We start from the raw sequence: 16,324 nt of genomic DNA, 5'->3' as shown, positions 1-16,324 counted from the left end.
CAGATGGAAAGACACCAGGTGAACATGAAGTACCAGTAGTTGTTGAATATCCAGACGGAACAAAAGATGAAGTAACAGTAAAAGTAACTGTTAAAGATCAAAAAGACAACGAAAAATATGAACCTGAAACAAAACCAATCGAAAAAGATTACGGAGTACCAACAAAAGAAGACGAAGTAATCGGATCAGTAACAATTCCAGGTTATCCAGAAGATAAGGAACAACCAAAGATTACAGTTAAGGATCCAAGTAAATTACCAGATGGAAAGACACCAGGTGAACATGAAGTACCAGTAGTTGTTGAATATCCAGATGGAACAAAAGATGAAGTAACAGTAAAAGTAACTGTTAAAGAAGAACCAACTCCAGAATATACTGATGATGACATTATTCCTTACTTACCAAATGAAGAAGAACCTACTGTAGGTTCAGATGATAAGACTATTCCAAGTAACTATATAACAGTTACATTCGAATCTGAATCAGAAGAAAAAGGTGAAGTAAAAGTTGGTGAAAAACAAGGAATAAGAGTATTAGCTAAAGTAAAACCAGGAACTAACTTAGCAGGTAAAGCACAAGCTATAGCTAAAGAAGGTTATGGATTTACAGTATGGACTCCTGAATTAGCAGAAGCTCAATCAGAACAACCATATGTAGCAAGCTTCATTAAGAGTGGTGACAAGGTAAATGACGGAGATCCAATACCAGCAGGTTGGTCAAGAGTAACAGTTCAACAAGATGACAATTCAATTATTGATGGAACAGTTACAAAGAAAACATATGCAGTTGCTCCAAATGACAAGCTTTCATCAGATAAGTTTGTTGACTTAACAGGTAAAGCAAAAGAAGGTTTTGAAAATCCAAGATGGTACTTCAACGAGGATACAGAACATACAGATAATCCAAGTGAAGTAGCTATTACAGAAGATACAACAATCACAGCTAAGGCAAGTGAAGTTGTAATTCCAGAACCAGGAAAATCAGATAAACCAGAAGTGAATAAAGTAACAGAAGGTGATGATAAGATAACAGGTAAAGGTAAACCAGGATCAGATATAGTGGTAGAATTACTAGACGGAACAAATGTACCAGGCAAAGTTGATGAAGACGGAAACTGGGAAGTAGAAGTTCCAGCTGATAAACCACTAAATAAAGATGATAAGATCAAAGTAGTTCAACAAGAAGAAGAAAAAGATCCATCAGATCCAGTTGAAGCAGAAGTAAACGAAAAACCAATGGTAGTATTAACATTTAAACCAAATGGTGGTACATGGTCAGACAATACTACAGATAATAAATATGTAAAATCTAAAGTAGGTTCAATAGTAGATATTTTAGAAGCTCCAACAAGAGAAGGATATAGATTCCTATTCTGGAAGGGTTCAGAATATCAACCAGGAGAAAAATACGAAGTTGAAGGACCACACGAATTCGAAGCTCAATGGGAAAAATTACCTGAAAAATCAAATAAACCAGAAGTTGACAAGATCACAGAAGGTGACGATAAGATAACAGGTAAAGGTGAACCAGAATCAGATATAGTAGTAGAATTACCAGATGGAACAAAGGTACCAGGAAAAGTTGATAAAGACGGAAACTGGGAAGTAGAAGTTCCAGCTGATAAACCACTAAATAAAGATGATAAGATCAAAGTAGTTCAAGAAGAAGAAGGAAAATATCCATCAGATCCAGTGGAAGAAACTGTAAAAGAAAAACCAGCACCTGAAAAATCAAATACACCAGAAGTTGACAAGATTACAGAAGGTGACGATAAGATAACAGGTAAAGGTGAACCAGGATCAGATATAGTGGTAGAATTACCAGATGGAACAAAGGTACCAGGCAAAGTTGATAAAGACGGAAACTGGGAAGTAGAAGTTCCAGCTGATAAGCCACTAAATAAAGATGATGTGATTAAAGTAGTTCAACAAGAAGAAGGAAAAGATCCATCAGACCCAGCTGAAGTAACTGTAACAGAAAAACCAGAAACTCCAACACCTGAGAAATCAAAGACACCTACAGTTGATAAGATCACAGAAGGTGACAAGAAGATAACTGGTAAGGGTGAACCAGGATCAGACATTGAAGTAGAATTACCAGATGGAACAAAAATACCAGGCAAAGTTGATAAAGACGGAAACTGGGAAATAGAAATTCCAGCTGATAAATCACTGAAAGCAAAAGATAAAGTAAAAGTGGTTCAAAAAGAACAAGGCAAAGAAATTTCTGATACAATTGAAATAATTGTTAATAAAAAAGGTGTTAAAAAACCAGGAAAAGTAAAACCAGGAAAAGTAAATCCAAGAACAGGAGATGCAGGTATAATGTTAACATCAACAATTACATTATTATCAGCTGCTGCTTATGTGTTTACTAGAAAACTAAAAAAAGAAGACTAATTAATAAAATTGGTTTAAGAATTTTTTAGACTGCCTTGGGTGAGCAGAATCTGCAAAAGCGGAACAACTAAATAAAAATTTAAGCGGAATGTAATCTGTATTTTACAGGCGACATTCCGCTTGATTTTTAAATATTAATGTTTAATGTAATGTTAGTCTATCAACTTACTATATATTCATTAAGTGTATAATCGATGCATATATTGTATTTTATTATACTTTTTTTTTGAGAATTTACGTTATACATATGTTGTTTTTCTATATGCAAAATTTTGAATTTAATTTTATAATACTTATGGTTTTAATAGCTTGTAATACCGATTATATTATAATTTTTATAAACGTAATTGACAAAAAAATAAATTAAAGAACTTTCTAAGATAAAGTTAAATAGCTGATTATACGGATTACTAAGATTTTAAAATATTAAAAAAAGTTAATAAAAACTATGATAGCTGAGTCTATATTCATTAATAATTTTTTTGTATAATTTTGAGTATATAACTATAGAAACAAAGATTAATATATACATTAAAAATGGCTAAAATAGATAAAAAAAATATTTATACAAAAATCAATCTAAATAATATTTACTTTATATACGTTATTAGGTAAAATAAAGAAAACATTAATAATATAAATTATAAAAATAATAAATGCATAATATTCAAGGAGTATTGAAAATATAAAATTACATAATTTTATATTTAGTACATGGAGAAAATAATTAATTTAATAAAATGCAAAATTCAATAACAATTTAATAAAAATAAAATATTAATTAAGATTTAATCTTTAGAATTGATTTAAAAAGGAGGTTAAATGAAAAGGGAGAATAGACCATTAATTCTAAGATTGATTTCATTTACGCTAGCTTTAATATTTTCATTACCAGTTAATATATTTGCAGCTAATGCAAGTATCAATGAAATAAAGGTTAATGCAAATGAGAGCATTGATGATAGCGGAAATAAACTGAAGAAATCTGAAACGATTATTCAAAATAATGACGAAGAAAGGAAACCTGGAGATCAGGATAAAGATAACTACAGTTTAAGTGAAATCGTATCTATTGATGGAAATAAAGAAAAGTTAATTTATACAATTAAATTATCTAAAAATATTTCTAATTTAGAAGATATTAATAATAGATTGAACATTGCTTTAGCAATTAATAAAAACCAAGATATAAAGGATATTAATGTTAAAGAAGTTTATCAATTAGTAGATGGTGAAAAGAAAGATATAAATTACGAAATTAAAGAACAAAAATTAGACGAGAAAAATAAAGAAGATAAAGAGAACAGAGATAATAGTCTAAAAACTTTTTCTATATTAACTGACGGATTTAATGATTCTTTAGAATTTGTTGTAGAAGCTTTTATAGATAAGGATGCTATAGATAGGGATAATATTTATAATTTAGACTTATCTATTAATATAGAAGACACAAATCTATCTAGATCAAGTCTTTCCTATGCTTTAGTAGAAAATAAGGACGGTAAAACTGAATTAAAGAAAAAAGAATTATCTGACTTTGACTTCTTAAAAGCTGAATATATTATAAATGAAGATAAAAATAGCAAATTCGACTCAATTATTTGGACTGATTACATTACAGGAAATGAGGACGAAGATAATCTAATTTATAATTTCAATTTAGATGAAAAACAAATAACTAAAGATAGTAAAATAAAAATTTATTTTTACAAAAAATCTGAAACCGGTTTTATACTTGATGAAAAATTAATCGAAGAAATTGATTTTGAGAAAGAAATTAAATTAAATATTCCTTCTTTATATATAGCAAAGATTTCTTTAGAAACAAAAGTAAGTAAAGAAAATATTTCAATAGAAAAATATTTCTTAAATGATAAAGAGATTTCAAATCCTATTTTTACTAATGAAATACAAATTAAAGAAGAAACAAAAGAAACTGTTAAAGAAACTAAACAAGAAATAAAAGAAACTAAACAAGAAATAAAAGAAACTAAACAAGAAATAAAAGAAACTGTTAAAGAAACATCGAAAGATACTGAAAAAGAAATATCAACAGAAACAATAAAAGAGTCAGTTAAAGAAACACAAAACGAAGTAGCTGGAAATAAGGAAATTGTATCTGATGATAAAGATAAAAATGATTCAAAAGAAAAAGCTGTTAAAGAATTTGATGAACTTTTAGAAAAAAATTCTAAAGAGGGTGAAAATTCTGAAGAAGTGGATAAAGGATTTATAGCAAATATATTTGCAGGTCTAGTAAACTTCTTTGGACAATCAAATCTTGAAAAAGCTGATAAAGAATTAAAAGAAGCTTTAGCAGATGAAAGTAAAACTTTAGCAGATATTCAAACATTACTACATGAGCTTGGTGAAAAATATGAATTAAATAGAGAAAATCAAGCAAAATTAATGGATGATAATGGAGATGCGATTAAAGCATTGATATTAAAATATGCTGATGAAAACTTTAGACCTTCAATGCTATTTGCATTAAATGATGCAGATAAAATTAAACTAGAAAATTCAAAGTTTAATATACTAACTCGTTTTGATACATCAACAATTGTTGGACCAATAATGCCAGGTCAATATTTTAAAATTCATCTAGATAATAAACTTACTGTTAAAGATGAAAGTACACTTGAACCAATAAAATATAATAATGAAATTATTGCAAGTCCAAAATATAACCCTGGTGACAATACAATAACTTATACAATAACTAAGGAAATAAGAGAAAATCTTCAAATCCCATTAAATATTCCAGTTGATTATAACACTGCTAATATTAGCCCAGATGAAAATGGATATTTTACAATAATAAATCGTATATCTGGAATGGGAGTTTCCGCTCCAAAAGCTTTACCAGAGCAAAAGGTTTACAAGGATGGTAGTTTATCAGGTAAAGGCGATAGCACACAATTAGAATTTATCACTGAGTTAGAATATTTCACTGAAACCTTAACTAGAGCAACCAATGAAAATAAGCTTATACAGATAGCAAAAACTTATCCAGCAGATTCCACTAATTCATCCGACCAACTAATAAGAAACAACTATGTAGGTTGGAAGATAAACATACCTGGTATAGATAAGTCTGGTATGGATATAAGAGAAATCGCAAAAGATAAGTATGATTACAATAATTTGAATTTCTCCATATATGCACCAAAAGGTCAAAGTTTAGAAGACTACAAGGTTGTAGTTGAAGATGGAGAAGGTACTAGCACAAGTTATTCAGGATCTATGACAGAAGTGAAGGGTGACCACTATATTTATAGTTTCTCTATACCAAAAGAGCAACTTACTGAAAAAGGCTACAATATCTATGTAGTAGCCAAGGCACCAAAGAAACGTCAAAATTATGCAGTAGGATTAAAAATAGAACCTGATAAAAATTACGTATTAAGCTTTAAAGAAAAATTTGAAAAAGAATTTGAAGAGTTTGCTAAGGGAAATCCATTCATACTAAAATGGAAAGACACCTCAGCCGCAAACCCATATGCAAATGGTATAGAATTACTTGATACAAGAATGGTTTATTTAGAACCAAACGGCTGGCAAGACCTATTCCCATACAATGGATTTAGGTCAGTTGACTACAATGATAATATTGCTGATACAGATATCTTGAAAAATACTGTATCAATGTTTGGTAATATTGATGAAAATGGTATGATCACATGGACCATTTCTGAAACTTTCCCTGCAGAAAAGCTTGTTAACAAAAAAGCTATTGGTATAGATGCATATTCAGCAAAATCTGCTGGTAAAGATTTAGGAAATCCTAGGGTGCAAATTTTGACACCAAATGGATCTACTTATGATGTTAAAGAATTAGGTCAAGTGGACCTTGCTACTCTACAAGAAAACATAGGGGCAAGACCAGGGACAATTGTAAATTATACTTATAGTCAACAAGCTCCAAATAAAGATGAATTTACTACTATAAGGCTTGATTCTGGAAAAGAAGCATCAATTGCCCGCAAGGCAGTCTTAGAAAGACATCCAGATGATATTAAGGATACTACAGGACTTAAATACCTTCACAAGGTACAAGAACATAACGATGGTCCTGGATATGAAATTGCACTTTCAAAAGACCAAGCTAATACTATGAAAGCTTTCATTCCAAAAGACTTAAGTAAAAATCCTAGGTACAATGATCCAAACTATATACCTACAGGCGTTATTGTATTTTGTTTAAATCCAGGTAAACCAGAACCAACTAAGCAATATGGCTTTAATGGAACCATTACAAGAGGTGAATGGTCTACAGCTAAGAAAGATTGGGCTGAGCATGGTAAATTTATAGCAGCCCTTGCTACAGCAAACGAGGCCAAAGCTTCACCCCTATATAGGATGAATAATAAAGTGGTTAATGATGACTACTATGCAAGTCTTTATGAATATGTTCTAAGACTCTTCTGGTATGGCCAAGAGCTAGCAGAAGAATATCAACTTGACGAACAGTCCTACTACAAGATCATCTCCTACAACCTATACTACTGGATAGCGGGAGAAAACTACGCAGAATCTTTCAGAACTAGAAATGGATATGTAAGAGACTACTTCTCAAGTGCAGAATACAGCTATGCCCAAGAACTAAAACAACGTATAGCAACAGGAAAAGATTGGGTTAAGGTAAACTATGATGAAGATATCCAAATCTTCTATTATGGTCATGACAAATCAAGATCATACCAAAATACAATTACAGGTGACACTAAAAAACCAGCCCAAAAAGGTAGTGTAACAGTAAATAAAATTGACCAAGATGGAAATAAACTTGCAGGAGCCTATTTCCAATTACTAGATGCTGATAAGAACCCAATCAAAACCCTAGTAACGGATGAGTCGGGTGTGGCAAAATTTGAAGACCTAGACTATGGCACCTACTATATCAAGGAAGTCCAAGCACCAAAAGGTTATATATTTAATGGCGAAATTTCTAAAGTTGAAGTAAATGGAGAAAAAGCTCACATTACTTTCAATTATACAAATACTAAAAACGAAATAGAATTTAGAAAAGTTGACGAAAAAGGCCTTGCTATGGCAGGAGTTGTCTTTGAACTAAGACAAAATGGTAGACCTGTTGGAGAGCAGACATCTGATAAAAATGGTAAATTCTCTTGGAAAGAACTTATACCAGGTTACTATGAAGTAGTGGAAAAGAAGGTTAATAATCCTCTATATAGTGAAAACGAAGGCAGAGTTGTAGCAAGCTTTAGGGTCGATGAAAATAATAAAATCCAAGACAAAGTGATTTATTTCCCTAACGGATCTAGCAATACTGACATTGTAAACAAAAAGAATGAAGGTAAGCCTATTGGTATAGAATTTACTAAAGTAGACCTTAATACTAAAAATCCTCTAGAAGGAGCAGAATTTGTTCTAGAATATAGAAAGCCAGGCTCATCTATATTTAGAGAGTTGCCAGGATCTGGTAGAAGATCAAATAGCCAAGGTAAACTTGTTTGGAACGACCTAGTAGATGGAGACTATAGGGTAATAGAAACCAAGGCTCCAGACGGTAATTACGACACAGACTTAAACCTTGGAGAAAAAGCTACATTTACTATAGAAAAGAATGCAAATGGTTACTACGAAATAAAAAATGTAACACCAAGTAATCATAAAATTACAAACAAGGAAAAACCAGAAGAGCCTAAAGAATACTTTGGCGAATTTGAATTTACAAAAGTCGACTCTGAAACAAAAGAAAAACTTCAAGGAGTAGAATTTACTCTTACATCAGATGCACCAGTTGGCCCAGAAAATGATAAATTTGACTACAAGGTCAGCAAAATCACAGATGCAGAGGGTAAAATTAAATACACTAATTTATATCCAGGAACCTACACCCTAAAGGAAACAAAACAATTACCTGGATATAAGGAAAATACCAAAACTTGGAAAGTTGTGGTTGATGCTAAGGGAGAGACAAAAGTACAGGCTGAAGGTGGAGGCTATGAGATAGAAATTACAGGAAATGATACAAATTTCCGCTATGCAACCGTAGCATCAATTAAAGAGACTTTAGAAAAAACCGATCAACCTGATGTGCTTAAATATACAATTATTATAAAGCCTTTAGAAGCCCTTGATACTATTGTCTTTAGAGGTGATTCAGCCAAATTTTCTGGCATTAGTTTTAATGATTATATACGATTATATTCAGCTCCTGTAGGAAAAGAAATAGTAAAAACTTATGATATAAAAATAAAAAACATAGATAATTTACCTAGAAATGAGGATATAAGTCCTATAGGTGGATTTGCAATAAGGTCTGATTTTGGAAATGAAAGAAGCACTAGTAGTAATCCAAAGTTTAAGATATTAGGAAACTCTGGCCCATTAACCATAACCAACGACAAGGAAAAGCCAGAACCAGCAAATCTGACTATCAAAAAAGTAGATAGTCAGACTAAGGAAGGTCTTGAAGGTGCTAAGTTTAGAATTTATACTACAAAACTTGATGCAAAAAATGATAAATACTACCTTCAAGAAGTTACAACTAACGAACATGGCTATGCAGTTTTTGATAGTCCAGAGATTATGCCTAACATAACTTACTATGTAAAAGAAATAGCTGCTCCAGATGGATATAAGATTACTAGTGCCATCACAGAAGTTAAATCATCTGCAACTGAAGATAATACCATAAATGCAGAAATACCTAACGACAAAAACAATGCTCGTTTTGAACTTTACAAAAAAGGCAGCGACGGTGAGTATTTGGAAGGTGTTAAGTTTAAGCTTACAAAGAAAGGAACAGACCAATTTGTAGAATTAACTACAGATGCTAACGGATACCTATTCTATAATAAGCTTGAGCCATCTACTACCTATGTACTAAAAGAAATTGAAACTATCCAAGGCTACACACTAAACAATGCCGAGGCAACAATTTCGGTAGATGCTAATGGAAAGGTTACTGTAAATACAAATGGTTTAGCAAAAGCCAAAGAAGGAGAAGAACTAAGCCTAGTACTTGTAGCAACCAACATCAAACAACCATCAATCGACTTTGTAAAACAAGACATAGCCAGCAAAAATCCTTTATTTGGTGCAGAATTTGTGCTATATAAAGATGGTAAAGAAGTTGCAAATTCACTAACATCTTCTGATAAAGATGGTAACTTTGGCTTTGACAATTTAGAAGACGGTTTATATATAGTTTATGAAACAGTTTCACCAGATGGCTATCCATACATTGAGGAAAAGTTTATAGTTGCAACATTTAATGTTGAAAAAGGTAAAGTTATAGATCTTACAACCAACCAACAATATGAAAAAGAAGATACAGATAATCCAGACCTATCAAAAGCTTATCCAATTTACAACAAAATCAACGAGATTAAGTTTAGAAAGGTAAATGAAGATAAACAAGCTTTAAAAGGAGCTAAGTTTAAACTTGATAGGGTTTGGGATAGCTACGATGATAACGGAAAGCTTCAACCTAATAGAGTAACAGTTTTAAAAGATATTGAAACTCTAGATGATGGTCTAATCGTCCTTTCAGCAACTGAGCCTGGCAGATACCAACTTATAGAAACATCTGCCCCAGAAGATTATCAACAAATAAAGACAGATAATGACGAAGAAGGTGAAATTGTAGCAGAGTTTACTGTTGCAAGAGGAACTCTAGACATTAAAAACATCACAGTTGGAAATAATTATTACCAAAACCTAGATGAAGTTACTCAACCGATTGAGATAGTCAACAAAGAAAAAGGTAAGGGTAAGTTCCAAGTTAATAAGGTCGATGGATCTGGAAGTGACTTAACTGGTGCAAGATTCCTACTAAAAGATATGGAATCAGGCCAATATGTGAAAACTGACGGATCACTTACAACTAATACAGCAGACGCTCTTACAAATGGAGACGCTACAATAAGCTATGTGGAACTTCCAACTGGAAAATATGAACTAAGAGAGTTCAAATCTCCATATGGTTATATAAGGACTATAAACACTTGGAAAGTTGTAGTAAACGAAGATGGGAAAACGACAATTACCTTAGATGGTAATTATGACAATGATGTAAAAGATAAAATTAGTCCGGAAACTTCATCTAAACCAGCTCATCTATCCTTAACCAATAAACCTAACGAGATTGTATTTACTAAAGTAGATAGTAAAACAAATAAACCTATAAAAGGTGTAGAATTTGAAATATGGTGGGATCAACAAGGAAAGAGAAATGATGAAGGTGTAACATATAAAGAATATGTTAAAATACCAAATCCAGATGCAAATCCAGATAGCAAATATATCTTCAAAACTGATGAAAATGGTAAATTCAAACTTAAGAACCTAGGTACAGGTCACTACAAGATCTACGAAACAAAGATTCCAGAAGGTTACTATGTTTCTGAAAAACCAATTGATAATGAGCCTATAGCAGATGCACAAGGTGAATTTGTAAATGAATTCTATGTAGATATCGACGGAGATATCAAAAAGAACGAACATGGTGTAATAGATGGAGTAGATGAAAACTTAATTACAACTATTAAAAATACTCCTTATACAGGTAAGTTCAGAGTTCAAAAGGTTGGAGAAAATGGAATTGATAAACTTGAAGGTGCAAGCTTTGCCCTTTACAAAGTAATAAACGGAGAAGTTGATAAAGCTAAGATTATTGAACCAGTTGCTCTGAAAGATTCTGTTAATAATCCGATAACTGGACTGGTAGAATTTAAGGATCTGGAAAATGGAGACTATCTATTAGAAGAAACTAAAGCTCCAGATGACTATGTAATAAGTAAAGCACAATGGAAAGTCAGTGTAAATAATGGAAAGGTAAATATCCACTCAACGGATGGATCCGGTCAATATACTATTACAGATGGAACGCTTACCCTAAATGTAGTAAATGAAAAGCCAAAAACTAGCGAATTTATGATTAAGAAGGTAGATGCTTCTAACAATGAAAGTGCTCTCGCTAAAGTTAAATTTAATCTTTATGATTCAAATAAAACTTTAATCAAAACAGCTGAGACAAATGTGAGTGGTGAAATATACTTCACCAATGTACCAGATGGCACATATTATCTAGAAGAAATATTACCAGACACTTATCAAGCTCAAAGTAAATGGACTACTATCGTAGTAAAAGATGGTGAAATTACATTCACACATAAAGATACATCTATAAATGAAGATAATGATACATCAAAACTATTTGAATTATTTGCAAGTGTAATGAGAATATTTGATAATCCAACAAAAGAAATCATTATGACAGCAGAAAAACCAGAAGGTTTTGATAGTAAAAATAGTACATCTTATACTATTAAGAACTATAAAAATCCTGATGTTAAATTATACAAATATGGAATTAAAGAAAATACAGTTGATAAATATGATACTGAAGTATTAGGAAATGTAGAATTTGTCCTTCAGAGATTAGAAAATAATAAATGGATTGAAGTATCTAGAGCTAAATCAAAGGACTTTACCGGTGAAGTTAAGTTTGAAAATTTAGCAGAAGGTGAATACAGAATATTAGAGCCAGAAGCTCCAACAGGTTATCGTCAACCAGGGAAAGATGAAGCAGTTAAATTATTTATTGTTAAAAATGGAAAAGTGTTTACTAGAAATTCAGAAGGTAAACTAATAGAAATAAGTGAATCTAATAGAAATAATGGAATTGTAAATATTCGTGATGGTGAAGGTAAGATTGAGATAGTTAAATCGGGAGATGATGGAGAGAAACTGGAAGGTGTAGAATTTGAGTTATGGAACTATGAAAGAACAGAAGTAATAGCTACAAAATCTACAGATATAGATGGAAAAATAGTATTTGATAATCTAAATTATGGTAGATACTGGTTGAAAGAAACCAAAACATTACCAGGATATATTTTAGAAGATACACTAAGACCTATTTTGGTATCAAATGGTAATTTTGATATTCCTGAAGGAACTGTAGGTAAAGATGTATCAGGACAATTAACTATAAATGGAGATAATATAATATCTACAACAAATAGTTTAGAAGAAGTATATCCTAATGACGCAGAAGGTTTATTTGCTAATGTAAGCTTAAAAGTTGATAAGCAAGATAATCCTAATACAAGGATAAAACCTGGTGATACGTTCTATCTAAGAGTTACAGATAATCTAGACCTTAATGGTATAGGAAACGCTAAATCTAAGAGTTTAGAAGGTATGTATGATATAGTTGGAAGATTTGGTACTCTTGCAAAAGCAGAGATTATAGATAAGAGAACTATAAAGTATACATTCACTAATTATCTAGAGAATAGAACTTTATCAAGTGATATCAAAGTTTCTATACCAGTCTTTGTTGATAGATTTGCTGTTCCAAATAACAGCAATGTACAATTTGGAGTTAAGGTAGGAAGTCAAAACAGCTTAGACAATGCACATGAGTTCTACTTTAACAATGCTATTGATGTTAAATACTTTGATAAATATGATAAAGAAACTAAACCATTTATTAATGCTTTACCATTAAAGGTTGAACGTGATACTAAAGAGTTTAGAATGCTTGTATATCTAAATATGGCTCGTGAAAATACTTATAATAAGAGATATTTCTTTAGACCAAGTGTTAATTTAGATGATGTAAACATAAAAGTATACAATATGAGTAATGAAGATGAATTACCACATTCATATGGTGTTAACCTTGGTAATAATTATAGAGAATATGATTACGGATCAATTTATGCAAACAATCAATTAGTATTAAATGTAGAACCTAACTCAAACAATAATGCCTATGTACTAGAAATTACAGGTAAAATAAATTCAGAAAAAGCAGAATCTATAACTACAAGATCTTGGTACTATGCAAATATTTCTAATAGCAATGACTCTAGAAACTATTATTGGGATACTGAAAATAAATTCTATAGTCCTAAATTAGAGTCTGAAACCGAAAGAATACCAACTGAAATAGAAATAGTAAACAAGAAAAATAAAGTTGAATTCGCTAAAATAGAAACTCCTGAAGATGAAGGTTCTGAATATAAATATTTAGCAGGTGCAGAGTTTGAATTAAGAAAACTTAATGCTGAAGAAAAATATGTTCCGGTAAGAGATAAAGCGATAGCAAAATCAGATAAAAATGGTAGATTCGGATGGAATAAATTAGCTCCTGGTAAGTACCAAGTTTGGGAAATAAAACCAGCTGCTGGATACGTACTTCCAACTGATTACGTAGCAGAGTTTGAAGTAGATGATAATGGAGTTATACAAAACCAAACCGAGGTTGTAATAGAAAATAAAAGAGGAACATTCCCACAAACCGGAGGAAATGGAGTATCTAAAGGCTTTGGTATCTTTGGTACATTTATAATGCTCGCTGCTATTTCATATTTTGCTTTATCTGAAAAAGATAAGCGTAAGCTTAAACTATAAAATTTAAACTTTGAGGATGCTCGTCATCCATTATGATGAGCATCACTCAAGTTTATGATTTATATTTAATTATTTATTTAGTATGTAACCTTCATATATATAATGTATGAAGTTATATAAAAACTGAGATAGAAAGAAAATTTCATATCTCTTAACTAGTATGTTGGGGCTAGTTAATATAAGCTATATGCTACCAACGAAATTGTAAATGGAAGTACTAAGTTAAACTTAGTCAAAAAAAACATAAAAAAGGGAGAAAAAATGAAAAAAAGAATATTTTCAACTTTTATGGCTCTAGTTATGGTGTTAGGAGTGTTATTAACTCCATTTAATACAGCTAGTGCTGCATCTGACAATGATATAAATCTTCGAAAACCAGAATATAATTTTGTGGTAAAAGGAGAAGTAACTGAAAAGGTAACATTACACAAATTAGTGATGAGTAAAGAACATTTATCAGCTTGGGATTCAGATAAAATTCAAGAAGCTGGATATGACGGAACTCAAAACACTGATCAATTAAAAGCTTTATTAGCTGAAGGACACAGTGCTAAAGAAGTTGCAGGTGTATACTTTGCTGTTAAATATAACAGTGGAAATAACAAAGGTAAATATGTAACTATTAAAGAAGTAGCTGAACAACTTCCTGAATATGGTGCTGTAGAATCATTAGATTCAGAATTACCAGAAGGACATAAATTACTTGCAGGTAAGACAACAGCTACAGGTATTGAATTTAATACAATTGGATTAAAAGGAGACTTCTTAATCGAAGAAATCCATGCAAAATCATCATATGTAGGTGAAGATGGAGAAGCTATTACAGATAGTAAAGCTGTACCAGTAGAAATTACATTACCATTAGTAAATGATAATGGTGTTGTTGAAAAAGCTCATGTTTATCCAAAAAACACAGAAGAAAAACCTCAAATTGACAAGAACTTCTTAAAAGATAATGAATTAACTGCAGCAGAAGGATTCGATGCAGCTGATTTATTAAAAGTTGGTGCAGAATACAAAAACTACCAAGAAAAGAAAGCTACAGCAAAAGCTGAAATTGATAAAAACATTCCTTATGAAGTAAAAACAGAAATCCCAGCAAAATCAAACTTAGCAGAAGCTCACTGGGACGATAAGATGACTGAAGGTCTAACATTCAACAAAGACTTAGAAGTAACAGTAGATGGAGCAAAATTAACAGCTGAACAATATGAATTGACAGAAGATGAAAGAGGATTCTCTCTAAGATTAAATGAAAAAGGTTTAAAATTACTTAACGGTAAAGAAAATCCTGTAACAGTAGTATTAAAATACTCAGCAACAGTTAACTCAAATGCAATAGCTGATATACCAGAAGCTAACGACATCAGTTTCTTCTATGGTAATACACCATCAAAAGGAACTACATCAAAACCAACAAAACCAAATGATAATGGTGAAGTAAAAGTAGAAAAAACTTGGGATAAAGGTTCTGAATGGGAAGAAGGTGAATGGGCGAAATTCAAACTTGTAGATGCAAATACAGGTGAAGATGTAAAAGCTACAGACCTAGTAAACGCTCCAGAAGATTACACATTTGAAGGAACTGTAAAATTAGAAAAAGATGGAAATCACACTTATACTTGGAAATATTTAAACAAAGATAAACAATATAAAGTAGTAGAAGTTGAATCAAAAACTTTATCAGATGCTGCATATGAAGTAAATGAAAAAGGTATAATCGAAGTAACTAACCACAAATCAACAAATCCAAAACCATTAAATCCAACTGAACCAAAAGTTGTATTAGGTGGTAAGAAATTTGTTAAGACAAACCAAGAAGGTACTGAAAGACTAGCTGGTGCAGAATTCTACGTGCAAAATGAAGAAGGTAAATATTTAGTAACTGATAAAAAAGATGAAACTAAAGTAACAGATGCTAAGGAAGCATTAGATAAAGCAGTAAAAGCTTATAACGAAAGAGTTAAAGGCGAAAAAGAAACTGAAGAAGCTTTCGCAAATAGAGAAAAAGAACTTAAAAATGCTATTGATACAGCTCAAGCTGCATACAATAAAGCTTTCAAAGAAAATGCAATTAACTACAGATGGGAAGCAAGTAAAGATAATGCAGTAGTATTAGTATCTGATGCACAAGGTAGATTTGAAATTACTGGATTAGAATATGGAACATACAAACTTGAAGAAAAGACAGCTCCAAAAGGATATGCAAAATTAAATGGAGAAATTGAATTCAAGGTAGAAAAAGGTTCATATAATGGTTCAGAATTAGAATTTGAATACAATGTAGAATTAGCTGAAGGTGAAACACAAACTTACGGAAAACAAATAAAGAACAAGAAAGTATCTATACCTCAAACAGGTGGTATTGGTTCATTAATATTCCTAGTAGTAGGTATTTCACTAATGGGTCTTGCTTTATTTGCATATAGAAAGAATCAACAAGAAGCTTAATTAAATTATTTTAGCCAGATGATAATTGATCGGATAGGGGACAAAGAGTCTCTTATCTGATGATTATCTTAGGATTT

General features: G+C 31.3%; 3 protein-coding genes. All 3 read left to right on the top strand.

The window, feature by feature from the left end; genetic code table 11:
• A partial coding sequence (locus tag G534_RS0103560; RefSeq protein ID WP_027347901.1) for an Ig-like domain-containing protein occupies positions 1 to 2,399 on the top strand: 2,399 nt, incomplete at its 5' end.
• A gap of 822 nt (positions 2,400 to 3,221) precedes the next feature.
• Entirely contained in the window at positions 3,222 to 13,796 is a 10,575-nt protein-coding gene (locus G534_RS0103555; protein ID WP_027347900.1) for a SpaA isopeptide-forming pilin-related protein, read from the top strand.
• 261 nt (positions 13,797 to 14,057) lie between these two features.
• On the top strand, positions 14,058 to 16,247 hold the full coding sequence (locus tag G534_RS0103550) for a pilin N-terminal domain-containing protein (RefSeq protein ID WP_027347899.1): 2,190 nt from the start codon (positions 14,058 to 14,060) through the stop codon (positions 16,245 to 16,247).
• Positions 16,248 to 16,324: the final 77 nt, after the last annotated feature.

This window comes from Helcococcus sueciensis DSM 17243 (assembly GCF_000423145.1).
Taxonomy (GTDB): domain Bacteria; phylum Bacillota; class Clostridia; order Tissierellales; family Peptoniphilaceae; genus Helcococcus; species Helcococcus sueciensis.
Note: the sequence above shows the minus strand (reverse complement) of the source record. Positions and strands in the feature narration are given on the sequence as shown.